19 protein-coding genes are annotated in these 15,105 nt (G+C 42.1%); 9 read left to right on the top strand and 10 right to left on the bottom strand.

Translation table 11 applies throughout. The features are described 5' to 3' along the window. Positions 1–7 precede the first annotated feature (7 nt). Positions 8–307, top strand: a complete 300-nt coding sequence (locus M1D84_RS13695; RefSeq protein WP_073204616.1) for an HNH endonuclease — start codon at positions 8–10, stop codon at positions 305–307. Between the two features lie 47 nt (positions 308–354). Here M1D84_RS13695 and M1D84_RS13690 read toward each other — a convergent pair whose 3' ends face one another. From M1D84_RS13690 to M1D84_RS13655, 8 genes are all read right to left on the bottom strand, one after another. After that, entirely contained in the window at positions 355–573 is a 219-nt protein-coding gene (locus M1D84_RS13690; protein WP_003211468.1) for a spore germination protein, read from the bottom strand. A 22-nt stretch (positions 574–595) separates the two neighbouring features. Further along, positions 596–1,027 (bottom strand): spore germination protein GerPE, encoded by a 432-nt coding sequence (locus M1D84_RS13685; protein ID WP_024425504.1) that lies wholly within the window; start codon positions 1,025–1,027, stop codon positions 596–598. Then, positions 1,027–1,203: a germination protein GerPD gene (locus M1D84_RS13680; protein WP_003210893.1), complete on the bottom strand. Its 177-nt coding sequence runs from the start codon at positions 1,201–1,203 to the stop codon at positions 1,027–1,029. The genes M1D84_RS13685 and M1D84_RS13680 overlap by 1 nt, the downstream gene beginning before the upstream one ends. After that, positions 1,200–1,814, bottom strand: a complete 615-nt coding sequence (locus M1D84_RS13675; RefSeq protein WP_024425505.1) for a spore germination protein GerPC — start codon at positions 1,812–1,814, stop codon at positions 1,200–1,202. Before M1D84_RS13675 ends, M1D84_RS13680 begins: the two co-directional genes overlap by 4 nt. A gap of 30 nt (positions 1,815–1,844) precedes the next feature. After that, the gene (locus M1D84_RS13670; protein ID WP_003210877.1) at positions 1,845–2,078 is read right to left on the bottom strand and encodes a spore germination protein GerPB; all 234 of its coding nucleotides are present in this window, start codon (positions 2,076–2,078) and stop codon (positions 1,845–1,847) included. Between the two features lie 14 nt (positions 2,079–2,092). Then, positions 2,093–2,314, bottom strand: coding sequence for a spore germination protein (locus M1D84_RS13665; protein ID WP_024425506.1), 222 nt, complete (start codon positions 2,312–2,314; stop codon positions 2,093–2,095). A 125-nt stretch (positions 2,315–2,439) separates the two neighbouring features. After that, positions 2,440–2,601, bottom strand: a complete 162-nt coding sequence (locus M1D84_RS13660) for an aspartyl-phosphate phosphatase Spo0E family protein (protein ID WP_029707539.1) — start codon at positions 2,599–2,601, stop codon at positions 2,440–2,442. A gap of 122 nt (positions 2,602–2,723) precedes the next feature. Continuing rightward, a complete protein-coding gene (locus tag M1D84_RS13655; protein WP_224426383.1) occupies positions 2,724–3,818 on the bottom strand; it encodes a CotH kinase family protein in 1,095 nt (364 codons plus the stop codon). A gap of 205 nt (positions 3,819–4,023) precedes the next feature. Between M1D84_RS13655 and cotG the strand changes: the two genes are divergently transcribed. From cotG to M1D84_RS13640, 3 genes are all read left to right on the top strand, one after another. Further along, positions 4,024–4,689, top strand: coding sequence for a spore coat protein CotG (cotG, locus tag M1D84_RS13650; protein ID WP_456534641.1), 666 nt, complete (start codon positions 4,024–4,026; stop codon positions 4,687–4,689). 126 nt (positions 4,690–4,815) lie between these two features. Beyond that, entirely contained in the window at positions 4,816–5,721 is a 906-nt protein-coding gene (locus M1D84_RS13645; RefSeq protein ID WP_024425509.1) for a fumarylacetoacetate hydrolase family protein, read from the top strand. Between the two features lie 92 nt (positions 5,722–5,813). Beyond that, a complete protein-coding gene (locus M1D84_RS13640) occupies positions 5,814–6,182 on the top strand; it encodes a YisL family protein (protein ID WP_024426524.1) in 369 nt (122 codons plus the stop codon). Positions 6,183–6,220: 38 nt separating this feature from the next. Here M1D84_RS13640 and M1D84_RS13635 read toward each other — a convergent pair whose 3' ends face one another. After that, on the bottom strand, positions 6,221–6,748 hold the full coding sequence (locus tag M1D84_RS13635) for a DUF2777 family protein (protein ID WP_283859997.1): 528 nt from the start codon (positions 6,746–6,748) through the stop codon (positions 6,221–6,223). Positions 6,749–6,902: 154 nt separating this feature from the next. On the opposite strand from M1D84_RS13635, the gene asnB reads away from it, so the two are divergent. The 4 genes from asnB to M1D84_RS13615 all read left to right on the top strand — a co-directional run bounded on the left by asnB (position 6,903) and on the right by M1D84_RS13615 (position 12,713). After that, positions 6,903–8,744, top strand: a complete 1,842-nt coding sequence (gene asnB / locus M1D84_RS13630) for an asparagine synthase (glutamine-hydrolyzing) (RefSeq protein ID WP_073979865.1) — start codon at positions 6,903–6,905, stop codon at positions 8,742–8,744. A 147-nt stretch (positions 8,745–8,891) separates the two neighbouring features. Beyond that, complete coding sequence (locus tag M1D84_RS13625; protein WP_041089746.1) at positions 8,892–10,409, top strand: phytoene desaturase family protein; 1,518 nt, start codon at positions 8,892–8,894, stop codon at positions 10,407–10,409. After that, positions 10,406–11,881 (top strand): phytoene desaturase family protein, encoded by a 1,476-nt coding sequence (locus tag M1D84_RS13620; protein WP_103132116.1) that lies wholly within the window; start codon positions 10,406–10,408, stop codon positions 11,879–11,881. The genes M1D84_RS13625 and M1D84_RS13620 overlap by 4 nt, the downstream gene beginning before the upstream one ends. Continuing rightward, positions 11,874–12,713, top strand: coding sequence for a phytoene/squalene synthase family protein (locus M1D84_RS13615; RefSeq protein WP_024425091.1), 840 nt, complete (start codon positions 11,874–11,876; stop codon positions 12,711–12,713). Before M1D84_RS13620 ends, M1D84_RS13615 begins: the two co-directional genes overlap by 8 nt. 26 nt (positions 12,714–12,739) lie before the next feature. Here M1D84_RS13615 and M1D84_RS13610 read toward each other — a convergent pair whose 3' ends face one another. Then, positions 12,740–14,116, bottom strand: a complete 1,377-nt coding sequence (locus M1D84_RS13610) for an MATE family efflux transporter (protein WP_342493833.1) — start codon at positions 14,114–14,116, stop codon at positions 12,740–12,742. Between the two features lie 113 nt (positions 14,117–14,229). Between M1D84_RS13610 and M1D84_RS13605 the strand changes: the two genes are divergently transcribed. Then, a complete protein-coding gene (locus M1D84_RS13605) occupies positions 14,230–15,096 on the top strand; it encodes an AraC family transcriptional regulator (RefSeq protein WP_024426517.1) in 867 nt (288 codons plus the stop codon). Positions 15,097–15,105: the final 9 nt, after the last annotated feature.

Genomic DNA, 15,105 nt, shown 5'->3' with positions numbered 1-15,105 from the left:
GACACGGGTGGCAAAGCAAACAATTGGATTATGTGAGATGTGCGGAAGACAAGATGTCCTGCTCACAGAACATCACTTAACCCCAAGAGAAGAAGGCGGGGCTCTTTTACCGACTGCCTACCTATGCATCCCTTGTCATAAACAAGTACATGCCCTCTATACAAACCAGGAGCTTGCCGCACGTTTGAACACAATTGATGCACTGAGGCAGGATGAAAAGCTTGCTTCGTACATCAAATGGATTCGGAAACAGCCGGCAAGCAAGCTGGTCAAAACAAAAAAATCGAGACAGCGCAGAAAGAAATAAGCATAAAAAAGCGCTCCTCTATTTGAAATGGATGCAGAGGAGCTGCTTTATGCATTGCCTACCATATTCTGATCGTTTAAGTCAGGATCCACATAGTTGGTGGCGCTAATGCCATTATTTAATATCAAGAAATCTCCGGTATTCCCCGCTCCAGAGCCTAAAGCAGATTTTGACGAACTTTTAGGCGACAGGTAGAATGAGTCACCGACGTTTACGACGCCTCCAGAAATAGAGTTAATGTAAATGGGTCCGACAATTGCTGGCATAATCGACATCCTTTATTCGAAGTCATATCACCATCATATGCGCAGGTAGGTCCATTTGTGAGTTTTGCGGACTTTCATCATTGCTAAACAGCTCTCTAATATGCTTCACTCGCGCAACGCCATTCATTCTACAAGTAGAGCCGATTTGATAGACAGAGGACGATGATACCCCTTCTACATGGATTGAAGACACTTTAATCACAGGCTTTTCATGGTAAAATGCTGTTCTCACTGATCGCTCTGGCAGCATCAAAGGAATGGGCTCATAATACACTTCAAATTCTTTCGCATCTAAATTTTCTGCTTCATAGCCATAAAACAAACTAATGGTTCGTTGAACAGCTAATACCTTGACTTTCGGGCATAGCTCCTGAGTATCACCAATTTGAACCACACTCGAAATCCCGACAGAATTCACCTTTGAGAACTTCACTTGAGATGTGCGTTTGATCATTATCGAGGCGCCAGAGGAACAAACGGGCCAATAATCAGAGATTCTGGCGGTGTATCAAAAATTGAGGATAATTGTACATGGTCTGTGTCCCCGATGATAAACAGGGAAGAAGACGATACCCCGACTACTTTAATGCTTCCAGTCTCGATGTTGCGGTTGACAACTGTGAAATTCATCCGTTTTCCTCTCCTTTCGTTTCACTTGGAATATGGGCTAAAAAGTGCTCAATCGCCCGCTTTACATCATGCTTCACATATTCAGCAATTTGCTCTGAACGCTGCAGCGGTGTCATATCTTCCCGGTGTGGCAGCTGTCCCGCATAGTATTTGATCCTGCTGTCAATTTGCTTGCGAATATCCTCAATGATATGGTGTTTGTTGCTTTCATCGAGGGACCCTTCGTATCGCTGTTCTAGTTCTTCAAGAAGTTCTGGTGCTTCTTCATTTAAAAATGCATCGACAAGCTGCCGTGTTTGATTGAAAAATTGACCAGCCATTTCTTGCTGCATCATTCCAATTCCCGGGGTTGTTGTTTGGCCCACTTCAAAGTTTTGAACACTGTTTGGATCAGATGGATTGAGGCCGATATTCAGCGTTCCTTCCAGCCGTTCGATTTTCAGTTGATCAAATTGATAATCAATCCGTTCAATATTCGTTGTCGGTTTATCTTTGATCATTTGTATTTCCTGCTGAAGCTCGTTAAGCCTTTTTTCAAGCATCATGATTTGTTGCGAGTGTTTTTGAATGATGCCATATACTTGTGAAGCGTTGCTCTGATAATCATACATTTACATACACCTCCGGGGATTGCAGATGGCTTAAGTTGTTGGTGACTGAAGCGGTACAAAAGGTGCTGTGCTTGCGCCTTGAGATTCTTCAATACCTTGTGTACCTGCTGCGGCAGGCGCTGCTTCTACATAGCTTCCCGTGTTATACAGGTTGGAAAGGGCCTTGATGGATCCAGCACTCCCAATTTGCAGAACAGAGGAGTTACTCACAGACTCTACACGTAAATAATTAATTTGTATCGCTTGATTAATATAGAAGTTCAACGGATCCTCACTCCTTACAAGTTACCAACAAGCGGTTGATCAATGACATCACTGTCGTACGTATTTGTCACACTTTTGTAGTTGCTAATTTGTAATTGATCACCTGTATTAAAACTGCCTGCGCCAGCAAACGTTTTAACCTGACTATTTGGAGAAATGGTGATGCAGTCTCCAACATGAACGACTCCGCTCGTTCCGACGGCATTTACTTTAAAGGCTCCCACAATAGCCGGCATAGCGGTGCACATCCTTTATAAAATTAGGGCACTTGTTTTGGGCGTTTCACCATAGCTTATGATGGGTCTTTTAATGTGTGATTGTCTTTTTGAAAGCTTTTGATGAGAGGAATTAGATGTATGGCTTACCCTTTTTTTGAGCAATCTTTAGAGGTGGATTTGATGCCTTTATTTAAGAGTGTGTCAAGCTCTTGACTGCACCTGATCGTTTCTTCGGCATTCATCCCGAATTTTTTCGCAGTCTCAATTAAATGTAATCTTTTTTGTTCAATTTCATAATTGATCATAACGGACGCCAACTCTCACATTTTTTATCAAATAGAAGGATATGGTTAGTATACCCTATTTTTCTATAAAAAAAGCTGTTTCGTCAATATGAGTAATAAAGTGACAAAATTCGAAAGTGTTCTTACGTACCAAATATCTCTTTTTTGATCTCAGTCTGTAAATAGCGTCGTCTTTTGTTGATATACTGCCGAATTAAGTCTCTTTCAGACTGCAAGATGTCTTTTCGATCTTTCGTATATGGATCATCTCCAATTCGATCCTCAATCGATTCATGCCATTTCTCGATGATTGGGCAGAGCCGGTCTTCTACAAAATGTGTATCGAGTACATGCTGGAAAAGTGTGTAATAGGCTCTTTTAAACGAAGGGATATCTAGTAATCTAGCAGTTAATGTATTAAAGCCGTTTACTGGGATATAATCAAACGGCATTTCTTCTCCATGAATGTCACGACCCCATGTTGCATCATAATCCCAAGGAAGTACTTGAAATCTCCCTTGTTCATTTACATAAAGAGCGTAGTTATGAACAAAACCATCAAAGTTTTGTGTGCATACCACACCGATGAGCCAGCGGAAATATTGTGTCACATCTAGGTATTGTTCAATTTTTTCTGCAAAAGTGTCATCTTTCGCTGTGTTGAGAAAGTAAATAAATTCACTCAGCTGCTGATCATGTTGAGAGGTTCCCGTTTTTTTCTCGTATCCGAGAAGAAGGTGCTTTTTTGGTTTTTTATCAAAAGAACTCAAAAGGGAGAAGTTCGCGTCATCATCAACCGCATAATAAATGCCGCCTCCTGAAAGCTGCCGTTTTTGAAGAAAGAACTCATCGACGGATTCTATTTTCAAATAAATCCCTTCTTTTCTTCCATTTATGGTGAGAAACACATGAGAAGCAGCGGGGCTATGCACCCCCATCTGCTCAAAGAAATAAAAGGACAGCCTGTTTCGGATAAACGAAGGATCATTGTACTCTGCATTTAAATGAAAGATCGATTCGCCCTGTCTTTGTTTCGGCTTTCGATATTCAATTTGATAGGACTTTTTCTTAAGCTTTCTAATGTGTGATCCGCGGTATGAAGCATAAATATGTGATTTGGTTTGGCCTGTTTTTAGAATAGCTTCAACAGGTTCATCGTTCCAAATGTCTTTTTTTAATTCAATCAAGTCCTTTGGATGAATCCACATATCAAGTTGTTTTAAAGGTTCTGTGTTCATACGTTCATCAGCCTCCTATATGCTCTTCTTTACAATATGAAAGTGAAGGAATGTCCTGTACCGCTGGTAGGTATTCATGGAGTTTTAAAGGAAAGAGGCATTCGTCACGAACACTTGTCTACCGAGTCTCGTAACATAAAGCAGAGAAGATAAACAGCTTTGTCTGTTTGTTTTGTCGAAGCATAGACTGGGAGGGGAATTGTTCGTGAGTACATTTGATCATTCACACATTGAACATGCAGTGGCTTCACTTCGAAGTGAGGGACGTGATCATCACTTAGATCGTGAACCAGAATCGAGACGTTCGCACAAGTCAGCTCGTTCTCGTCATTCAAGTCGCGGTCATTGGTTCTTTGGCGGTGGTGGACACCGTAAATCACGTCGCAGTAAAAAAAGCTACAGAAGCTATCGTTCAAAGAAAAGTTATCGCTCTAAGAAAAGCTATCGTTCGAAGAAAAGCATGAAGAGCAAAAAGTCATGTAAAAGCAAAAAATCTTACAGAAGCAAAAAGAGCGAACCGAAAAAGTCATGTCGCAGCAAACACAGATCGCATCATAAGAAGAGCTGCCGCAAGTCACACCGCAGCAAATGCAGATCGCATCATAAGAAGAGCTGCCGCAAATCACATCGCAGCAAGCACAGATCGCATCATAAGAAAAGCTGCCGCAAATCACATCGCAGCAAGCACAAATCCCACAATAAGAAGAGCCGAAAGTCACACCGCAGCTATCGATCTAAACGTTCTCATCACCATAAACGTAGCCGTTCTTGCCATAGATGTGGAAAGAAGAAGCATCGTTCTCGAAGAACAGGAAATGTTGAGCGTAAATGGGATCAAGGGAATATGTGGGAATATCGCCGTTTCCGCTAGGCATTCAATCATCATTTTTGAAACCCTTTTTAAAAGAGAGTATGATAAAAAAGGGTTTTTTTTATTTCATAGAGAAATAAAATGAGACATCATAACTTAGCGAAATGAAGATTGTGAGGGGAAGACATGAAGTTTTTTACAGGTGAAATACATAGCAGCATGTTTATTGGGGTAGTCATTGATGATGAATGGGTGATGGACGTCAAAAAGGCAGAAGCCAAATTATTTGAGCTTGAGACACTGCCAAACTCTTTATCTGAGTGTATTAAAATGGGGGACAAGTTTGTTGAACATGTCGGGCAGCTTCTTGATTGGGCTGAGAAAAAAGAAGAAGACCGCGGTTCTTATGTATATCCGCTTTCGGACGTGAAACTCCATGCCCCGATTCCAAAGCCGTCTAAAAACATCATGTGTGTCGGAAAGAATTATCAAGATCATGTGATGGAGATGGGAAGTGCGGCGGATATTCCTAAAGACGTGATGATTTTTACAAAGGCACCTACTTCTGTCATTGGACACGAAGCGGACATTCTCCTTCATGAAGATGTGACAAATGAATTGGATTATGAAGGAGAGCTTGCCATCGTGATGGGCAAATCAGGGAAAAACATTGCTCCTGAAGAGGTCCAAGATTATATTTTCGGTTACACCATTTTAAATGATGTGACGGCAAGAGATTTGCAGAAAAAACATAAACAATTTTTCATTGGCAAGAGCTTAGATACTACCTGCCCAATAGGACCTTATATCGTTCATAAGTCAATGATCGAGGATCATGGTGCGCTTCATGTGGAAACAAAGGTAAACGGAGAGGTTCGTCAATCTGCCAGTACGGAATTAATGATCTTCACAGTTGAGGACATTGTCTCCACTCTTTCAAAAGGGATGACATTAGAAGCGGGTGACATCATTGCAACAGGTACACCTTCTGGGGTAGGGAAGGGCTTTGAACCGCCTAAGTTTTTAGCTTCTGGAGATCGAATTGACATCACGATTGAACCGATTGGAACGCTGACAAATCACGTCAAATAAAGCGCGTGATGACACAGGATTGTCGCTTTGTGTTCGACTTATTTCGTGGTACGATGAGAAGGTACTTGTTCTGATAAAGGGGGAAATCACAAATGGGAACACATTTACATATCACAGCATGGGTGCTGGGGATTATTTTATTCTTCGTAGCCTTTGCTCTAGCAGGTAAAAATGACAAAGGCGCTAAAATTGTGCATATGATCGTTCGTTTATTCTACTTGATCATCATTGCAACAGGCGTAGAGCTGTATGTTCGCACAGGAATGAAAATTCCAGGTTACGGGGGCGAGTATATTGGAAAAATGATTCTTGGTATCCTCGTGATCGGTTTCATGGAAATGGTCCTAGTGCGCAAGAAAAAAGGAAAATCGGTGACTGGTGTGTTGATTGGTTTTATCGTATTTGCGATTGTGACCATTCTTCTCGGTTTACGTCTGCCGATCGGTTTCCATATCTTTTAATATAAAAAGGACATTGCTTATACGAAGCAGTGTCCTTTTTATGTGGCATCAAATTGTGAAACGATCCGTTGTCCGTCTGAAGTGGTCCATTCAAAACGAATGTGACTGGCGGCTGGCTCATAGTGACATTGAAGTGCAAGTGATTGCGTATCTGCCGAAAACTGAAAGAAAGAGACGCGCTGCAATGAATGAAAGGAAGAGAAAACACAATCATAGACGGAAAAACCAAGCTGCTCTATCTGGTCAAGGATGTGATCAAAAACGTTTTCCGGTACGAACATGAGAAGATCAAGCCAGCCTTTGGCAAGAGACGTCGTATATTGAATGTTTTCTCCTCCCTGTACTTCTATTAGCTGCCCGTTTTCATGAAGAATCATAGAACCGAGCAATTCCCCTTTTGTCCATTGGTCATTTTCCTTCAAACAGATCATTGTGCTTTGAAGACTTTCTGGCAGCATGATCTCTCCTTCATCATCTTCAATCAGGCAATGCCCGTTTTCAATGAGCAAATACCCATTACACCATCTTCTGCTGCAGCGTTCAAGCTGCCTCATTCGATTCTCCATTTGCAAAAGCTCCTTTCCTCTTTCTTTTCTTACCAAATCAAGCTTGTCCTATACGCCGGGAAAAAAGGACAAATCAACTATCAAGGAGACGATGCATAAACTAAGAAAGGCTGAATGAGAACACTTGAGGAAAAACGGATGGGAGCTGATGATGATGTGTGGAATTACAGGCTGGGCAGACTTTAAAAAGCAGCTCATCCAACAGGATCATGTAATCAATCAAATGACAGATACATTATCTAAAAGAGGGCCAGATGATACAAATACATGGAAAAGTGAGCATGTTCTTTTCGGGCATAAAAGGTTAGCGGTGGTAGATGTAGAAGGCGGAAAGCAGCCGATGACATATACACATCAAAACCATGCTTATACGATTGTATACAATGGAGAGCTCTATAACACGGAGGATATAAGAAAAGAATTGTTAAAAAGGGGGCACCGCTTTCTTGGGCATTCTGATACAGAAGTTCTTCTTCATGCCTATACAGAATGGAAGGAAGAGTGTGTCTCTCATTTTAATGGCATTTTTGCATTTGTGATCTGGGATAGTGAGCGTGAGTTGTTATTTGCAGGGAGAGACCGGCTTGGCGTTAAGCCATTTTTCTATACAGAACGTCATCATTCCTTCTTATTTGGTTCAGAGATCAAAGCACTTCTTGCTCACCCTGATATCAAAGCAAAAGTCGATCATGAAGGGCTGTCGGAGATATTTGGCTTAGGGCCGTCAAGAACACCAGGTCAAGGAGTGTTTAAAGGGATAAAAGAGCTGAGACCTGCACATGCCTTGACCTTTTCAAAAGGTGGTCTGCGCGTGTGGAGATACTGGAATGTCAAAAGCAAGCAGCATACCGACTCACTTGATGACACCGCACAGCACATTAAGCATCTCTTTACAGATGCCGTGACAAGACAGCTCGTCTCTGATGTGCCTGTATGTACATTTTTATCTGGGGGCGTTGATTCTAGTGCCATTACTGCCATTGCCGCTAAGCATTTTGAGAAAATAGGGAAAGCACCGCTTCATACGTATTCTATTGACTACGAAGGAAACGATCAATTCTTTGAGGCAAATCAATTCCAGCCTAATGCTGACGGTCCTTGGATTGATCGAATGACCAAAGCGTTTCAAACGAATCATCACAGCTGTGTCATTGGACAAAAAGAGCTTGCTTCGTATCTGAAGGAAGCGGTTGAGGTTCGAGACTTACCGGGTATGGCAGATATTGATTCTTCCTTACTTTGGTTTTGCCGAGAAATTAAAAAGGATTTCGTTGTTGGTTTATCAGGTGAGTGTGCTGATGAGATTTTTGGCGGCTATCCTTGGTTTCACATGGCAAATGAAACAAATAGTTTCCCTTGGATGAGATCGACAGAAGCAAGAACGCAGCTCCTGCAAGACTCTTGGCAAAAAAAGCTGTCACTTAAGGAATATGCACAAAGCAAATATGAAGAAACGGTGGCCGAAACGCCTCTTTTAGATGGAGAAACTGGAGTCGATAAAGCCCGGAGAGAACTTTTTTACTTAAATATGATCTGGTTTATGACAACATTGCTTGATCGAAAAGATCGAATGAGTATGGGTGCTAGTCTTGAGGTGCGTGTGCCATTTGCAGATCATCGCCTTGTCGAATATGTGTGGAATATTCCTTGGGAAATGAAAATGCATGGAAATCGTGAAAAAGGGGTTTTACGAAAAGCATTAGAGGGAATTTTACCGAATGAAGTGCTTTATCGAAAGAAGAGTCCTTACCCGAAAACACATCATCCAGCCTATACTCAGGCTGTGAAAGAGATGCTAACAAACTGTCTCGCGCAAAAAGATTCTGTACTTCACGAATTTTTAGATCCGCATCAATTAAAGCAGCTGATTGAAACGGAAGGAGCTTCCTTTCATGTGCCATGGTATGGCCAGCTCATGAAGGGCCCGCAGTTGATTGCCCATCTAGCACAGATTCATCATTGGTTTGAAACGTATCGAATTGATATAGAAGCGTAATACAGGGTCGGCTTTCTTGCACTTGTTGAAAGGAAGCCGGCTTTTTTGATACATAACATAAGACTTTTTGAGCACATCAAAAGTTGATCTAGTCTTTCTAATTTGTATAATTAACTTAAAGTGAATTAATTTGGAGGAAAAAGGATAATGAAAATCATTGTGATCGGAGCGGGACCAGGGGGACTTGCGGCAGCTATGATGCTTCAAAGCAAAGGACATGATGTTCATGTATACGAAAAACAGCCCTTTGTTGGCGGGCGTAACGCTAAGTTTCAACTTGGTGATTTCACGTTTGATACAGGTCCTACCTTTCTCAGCATGATTCATATTGCAGAGGAGCTGTTCACCTTTGCTGGTAAAAATCTTTATGACTATATTGATGTGATTGAATTAAAAGAGATGTATAGATTAATATTTCAAGACAATCAGCTGGATATGATTCGAGATCGTGATGAAATGTACAAACGATTAGAAGCCTTTGCACCGGGTGAGGGCGAAGGGTATTTAAGGTTTATGAAGGATACAAAGCGCAAAATGGATCGTCTGACACCAATTTTACAAAGTAAAATGGATCGCTTTCATCATTACCTTCGTCCGAAGGTGATTAAAGCACTTCCACAGCTTTCTCTAAATAAAAGTTTGTATGATGTACTGTCAGACTATTTCTCGAATGAATCAGTAAAATATGCCTTTACATTTCAATCAAAGTACTTAGGAATGTCGCCGTGGGAATGCCCTGGTGCGTTCTCGATCCTTTCGTTTATGGAACATGACTCAGGTGTTTTCCATCCGAAAGGCGGTGTCAATCAGCTGTCAGAAGCGATGGCAAAGGCGGCGGTTGAAGCTGGAGCAGCGATTCATCTGTCAGCTGGCGTCGAAAAGCTGCTCACGGAGGGAAGGAAAGTAAAAGGCATTCGTTTAGAATCTGGGGAAGAAATACAGGCAGATGAGGTTGTCGTCAATGGAGACTTTGCACATGTGATGACAAGGCTTGTCGAGCCAGGTCTTTTAAAGAAATACAGTGAGAAAAAACTAAAAAAGAAAAAATTCTCATGCTCTACCTTTATGCTCTATTTAGGATTGGATACCATGTACGATGAGCCGCATCATACCATTGTTTTTTCCGATGATTATGCTAGATTCGTCAAAGGCATTACGAAAACATATGAGCTGCCAGATGATCCGTCTATTTATATTCAAAATGCAAGTGTAACCGATGACTCACTTGCTCCAAAAGGAAAATCAGCTCTTTATGTGCTGGCTCCAGTTGCCAATAACCAAAGCGGTATTGACTGGGAAACGCATCAAGATGAATTTAGAGAGCTTGTGTTGGATACATTGGAGCGGAAAACCGGCTTTCAAAATGTGAGGCAGCATATAGAAGTTGAGAGGATGATCACACCGACACAATGGGAGGAAGACCTTTACGTATATGAAGGAGCTACATTTAACCTTGGCCACCAGCTCACGCAGATGATGGTCCTAAGGCCGCACAATGAATTTGATGAATTAAAGCACTGCTGGCTCGTTGGAGGAGGCACACATCCAGGAAGCGGGCTGCCAACCATTTTAGAATCAGCGCGTATCACGACAAATGCCATTCTTTCAAAAGAGAAACATTCACACAAAACAATGCGGCATCAAGAAAAGGGGAGCGCCTCATGAAACAACATATATTGATTGCTGGCGGTGGTATTGGCGGAATGATCTCAGCGCTTTATTTAAAAAAAGCGGGACATGATGTCACCCTTGTCGAAAAAAATGAACGGCTTGGCGGGAGACTTGCATTTGTACGTGAGAAAGGATATAAAGTAGATGAAGGTCCGACCATTGTCCTACTTCCTGACATGTTAAAAGGCATTTTACATGAGGTAGGAATTGACGATTCATCTCTTGATCTGTTGCAGCTTGATCCGCTGTATACCATTCAATATCAAGATGGAACCTCCTATACGAAATACTCTGATGCACGTCGTCAGCTAGATGAAATCAGACGTGTATTTCCAAAGGAAGATCAAGGGTTCCAGAGGTTTATGGAAGAAATGACGGATCGGTTTCAAGAAGGGCAGAAAGCTTTTCTAGAAAAATCATTTCACGAAAAACGTACATTTTTTACAAAAGCCAATATGAAGATTTTAATGAAATTAAAGGCGTATCGAACGGTACAAAGCGCTCTGAAAAAATATTTCTCAGACGAACGCCTGCGAGATGCATACGCACTTCAAACTCTCTATGTTGGGGGAAACCCGTATGAAGCATCGGCCATTTATTCGCTTGTTTCATATAGTGAGCATGCACATGGTATTTACTATTTAAAAGGCGGTTATGCAAGTTTAGTAGATATATTGGAAGGGCAGCTCATCAAAATGGGTGTGCATGTAAGAAAAAATGAAGAAGTCACGCAATTGATGTTTGAGGGAAAACGGGCAGTCAAAGCAAAGGTGAATGATGAACATGTAGCCGCTGATGCATTTGTGATCAATGGAGATTATCCAGCTGCGTTAAAACAGTTTGGTTTATACGAACAAGATCGCCGGAAATACGTGCCGTCCTCTGGCTGTGTGATGGTGTATCTTGGGTTAAACAAGATGTATCATGAAGCACCTGTTCATCAATTTTTTATGGGAGAACACTTTGATCAGCATATGAAAGAGGTTTTTCAAACGAAAACGATTCCTCAAGACCCGTCGTTTTATACATTTAATCCATCGATCATTGATCCATCTCTTGCCCCAGCTGGCTGTAGTGTTTTATACATGCTCGTTCCCGTTCCTTCAGGTGATCATATCAACTGGGAAGAGGAGCCAGAGTTTGTCGAGAACATGGTGGATGTCCTTGAGAAAAGAGGCTTTCCGAGATTGCGAGAGTCGATTGTTTGGAAAAAGGTCAGAACACCAAATGATTCCTTGCGAGAAGGATTGTTTGAAGGCGGCAGCTTTGGACTTGCGCCTAATTTGTTTCAATCAGGTGTCTTCCGCCCGCAAGTGAAGGTCAGTGAGACAGACAATCTTTATGCGGCAGGTGCTTCCATCCATCCGGGCGGAGGAGTGCCGATCGTGATGCAAAGTGCGAAGCTCATGGCTTCTGTACTACTAAAAGATTTGAATGATAGAAAGGAAGTGAAGCTAAGTGGTTGATGTACAAACAGCATTAAAAGTGTGTGAGGAAACCATTCAAACCCATTCCAAAACGTTTTACCGGGCCTTTTCCATGCTGCCTAAAAAGAAAAGACAGGCCGTCTGGGCCGTGTATTCTTTTTGCCGGAGAGCAGATGACATTGTAGATGAGTCGCCTACGCCACAAGAGGACCTTGCATCCTTTCGGGAGACGTTTGATCGATTTTTACAAGGTGAGGTAGACCGGAATGATCCGATATGGGTGGCGCTAGAGCATACATTTCAAGAGTTTCGGATGGATGAAGCCCCGTTTCGTGACCTGCTCCAAGGACAGGAGATGGATTTAGAGCAGCAGCGATACGAAACGTTAGATGAACTGCTCATCTATTCCTATCATGTTGCTAGTACCGTTGGACTCATGCTCCTTCCCATTATTGCACCACGTAAAAAAGAGCAGCTAAAAGAAGCAGCCATTTCGTTAGGGATCGCTATGCAGCTAACCAACATTCTTCGAGATATTGGGGAAGATCAGGCTGAAAGAGACCGCATTTATTTGCCAAAGCAGGTGATGGATCAATTCGGGTACACAGAGCAAGAATTGCAGGAAGGGATTGTCAATCAAGCCTTCCAGCACGTCTGGGAGTACATTGCCTTTGAGGCAGAGGCATACTACGAGGAGTTTTTTGACCATCTTCATGAATTCCCCCTATATTCACGTATGCCGGTGAAAGCAGCAGCCCACTTTTATAAAGCCATTTTAGATAAAACAAGAGAAAACGAATATCGCGTCTTTACAGAGCGAGCATTTATTTCAAAACAGGAAAAAGCACTTATTTTAGAAGATATTAGATAAAAAAAGGACTGCACCCGCAGTCCTTTTTATGTGGAAGAAAAACGATACTCCGTCCATACTCTGGAACGCCAGCGCCTATACATGAAGATGCCTCTGACCCATTCATCCACGATAAAAGAAATCCAAACTCCGATGAGACCCATTTCAAATTGAATGCCTAACAAATAAGCGATCGGAAGCCCAATTCCCCACATTGAAATCATCGCCATATACACTGGAAACTTCGCGTCACCAGCAGCCCGCAATGAATTAATAATGACCATATTAAAAGAGCGTCCCGGCTCTAAAATGATCGTCAATAGGAGAAGCGTAGCGGCGATTTGAATGATTTCACGATTGCTAGTGAAAAAGGTAAGCAAATGCGTCGATGATAAAGATAAAGCAGTGGAAGAAAGAAGAGAGATCCCAATGGCCCAGTATAAGCTTTTCATACATCTGCGGTAGGCAGCATCAAATTCTTTCGCTCCAATATGGCGCCCGATTAAAATCTGTGTCCCTTGGCTAATCGCTGCACCAAACAACATAATGAACATCATCAAATTTTGAGTGTAGACCTTTGCGGCTAAAGCCTGCGTTCCCATAAATGTAATAAACAGTGTAATGATCATTTGGGAGCCGTTATAAGAAAGCTGCTCTCCAGCAGAAGGAATGCCAATTTTCAGCAGCTTCTTTAAATGCGTCCGCTGAATGTGAAACATACTCTTCAGCGAAAAATGCAATCCAATGCGGCGGCGGGCAATGAGGATCATCGCCATCAATCCGATCAACCGAGCCAGTGAGGTTGAAAAGGCAACACCCATGACACCTAATACAGGAAAGCCAAACGGACCAAAAATGACCAAATAATTACCGGCAACGTTGAGCAAATTCATTCCGATGGTGACATACATCGTGTCTCTTGTATATCCGTAGCTTTTTAAAATAGCACTATACGTCATAATGAGTGCTTGAATAAAAGAAAGCAGGCCGACAATTTGTAAAAAGACCGCCGCATCCGGCATGAGTTCACTTGATAAGCCCATCATGTTCAGGATTGGAACAGCTAAAATAAACATAAGGAGACTAATGACAAAGCTGATCAAGAAGTTGGTTCCTAGTGAGACATAGGCGACTTGAGCCGCTTCCTGCTTGCGGTCAGCTCCTAAAAGCTGCGCAATCACAATGGTCGTTCCTGTTGTAATGAAGCTGAACATGACAATTAATAAATTCAGGAGCTGGTTGCTTACACCTACTGCGGCCACACTGTTATCGGAGTATTGGCTGAGCATGAGTGTATCAGCGCTCCCCATGAGCATATATAAAGAGATTTCGATAAAAATAGGCCAAGTTAATGCAAATAATGAAGGGTGTGTTTTCTCATCTTTTGCTTGAACCTTTTCATATGACAGGGTTTGAGATTTCATCACATAGCCCCCTTTCGTATAAATCCGATTTATAGTGTACCGTGCATCGACTATAATAAGAAGAGACGAAACCGAAACTTATTGGAGAAATCCGACTTCATAAGGGGATGAATATGGATCGATTTATTACATTTACTGTACCGCCGTTTCCTACTTATATTGCATCAGGTAAAGGGGTATTTCATCAAGGAGAAAGACATATCTCAAGAACCTTCACTGTATTTGATCTGCTCTATGTCACAAAAGGTGAACTATGGATGACAGAGGGCGAGGAGGCTTTTCATGTAAAAGAAGGTGAATATACGATTCTCTCACCGGGCCTGTCTCATGGTGGACATCTGCCATGTGAAGAGGAAACCCACTATGAGTGGCTGCATTTCTCAATTGACCGATTTGAGCTGACGAACCGGCTGAGAGAACACTGGATTGATATGAAACAAAATCAAGCTACCTTTGAAAAGCCGGCAACCTATGAATTTAGTCTGCCCCGTTTAGGAAAAGTGAAAGGACGAAGTGTGTTAGAAAAACACCTTTCAGCGATGAGAGCACTAAATCATGGTGCATCTGAACTTCCGCTGAAAAAACAGCTTCTATTTGAGGAACTGCTCATTCACCTGCAAAAGGAAGCATTCCATATTCCAAGTGCAAAGGAGACCGTCGCATCAGAAGTGGTTCATTATCTTGAGCATCATTTTATGGAGAAATTACACATGGAGCAGCTTGCAGAGAAACTGCACTATCATCCTGACTACATGACAAGATGTATGCAGACGGTATATGGATTGACGCCAAACCAGTACAGCCATCGTCTCAAAATCGAAAAAGCCAAAAGCATGCTGGCGTCAACGAATGAAAAAATCGCTGCTATTGCAGATCATGTAGGTATTGACGACCCTACTTATTTTTCTAAGCTGTTTCGGCAAAATGAAGGCATGACGCCGATCGAGTACCGTCATTTAGCAAAAAGAACGACAAAGTAAAGGAACGTG

The organism is Bacillus sp. PK5-006 (genome assembly GCF_054161415.1).
This window is presented reverse-complemented; position numbering and strand designations above follow the sequence as displayed.

Excerpts from the sequence above, each read along its gene's own strand:
- M1D84_RS13690 (WP_003211468.1), bottom strand. The coding sequence starts at position 573 with ATGCCAGCAATTGTCGGACCCATTTACATTAACTCTATTTCTGGAGGC.
- M1D84_RS13685 (WP_024425504.1), bottom strand. The coding sequence starts at position 1,027 with ATGATCAAACGCACATCTCAAGTGAAGTTCTCAAAGGTGAATTCTGTC.
- M1D84_RS13680 (WP_003210893.1), bottom strand. The coding sequence starts at position 1,203 with ATGAATTTCACAGTTGTCAACCGCAACATCGAGACTGGAAGCATTAAA.
- M1D84_RS13675 (WP_024425505.1), bottom strand. The coding sequence starts at position 1,814 with ATGTATGATTATCAGAGCAACGCTTCACAAGTATATGGCATCATTCAA.
- M1D84_RS13665 (WP_024425506.1), bottom strand. The coding sequence starts at position 2,314 with ATGCCGGCTATTGTGGGAGCCTTTAAAGTAAATGCCGTCGGAACGAGC.
- M1D84_RS13660 (WP_029707539.1), bottom strand. The coding sequence starts at position 2,601 with ATGATCAATTATGAAATTGAACAAAAAAGATTACATTTAATTGAGACT.
- M1D84_RS13655 (WP_224426383.1), bottom strand. The coding sequence starts at position 3,818 with ATGAACACAGAACCTTTAAAACAACTTGATATGTGGATTCATCCAAAG.
- M1D84_RS13645 (WP_024425509.1), top strand. The coding sequence starts at position 4,816 with ATGAAGTTTTTTACAGGTGAAATACATAGCAGCATGTTTATTGGGGTA.
- M1D84_RS13640 (WP_024426524.1), top strand. The coding sequence starts at position 5,814 with ATGGGAACACATTTACATATCACAGCATGGGTGCTGGGGATTATTTTA.
- M1D84_RS13635 (WP_283859997.1), bottom strand. The coding sequence starts at position 6,748 with ATGGAGAATCGAATGAGGCAGCTTGAACGCTGCAGCAGAAGATGGTGT.
- asnB (WP_073979865.1), top strand. The coding sequence starts at position 6,903 with ATGTGTGGAATTACAGGCTGGGCAGACTTTAAAAAGCAGCTCATCCAA.
- M1D84_RS13625 (WP_041089746.1), top strand. The coding sequence starts at position 8,892 with ATGAAAATCATTGTGATCGGAGCGGGACCAGGGGGACTTGCGGCAGCT.
- M1D84_RS13620 (WP_103132116.1), top strand. The coding sequence starts at position 10,406 with ATGAAACAACATATATTGATTGCTGGCGGTGGTATTGGCGGAATGATC.
- M1D84_RS13610 (WP_342493833.1), bottom strand. The coding sequence starts at position 14,116 with ATGAAATCTCAAACCCTGTCATATGAAAAGGTTCAAGCAAAAGATGAG.
- M1D84_RS13605 (WP_024426517.1), top strand. The coding sequence starts at position 14,230 with ATGGATCGATTTATTACATTTACTGTACCGCCGTTTCCTACTTATATT.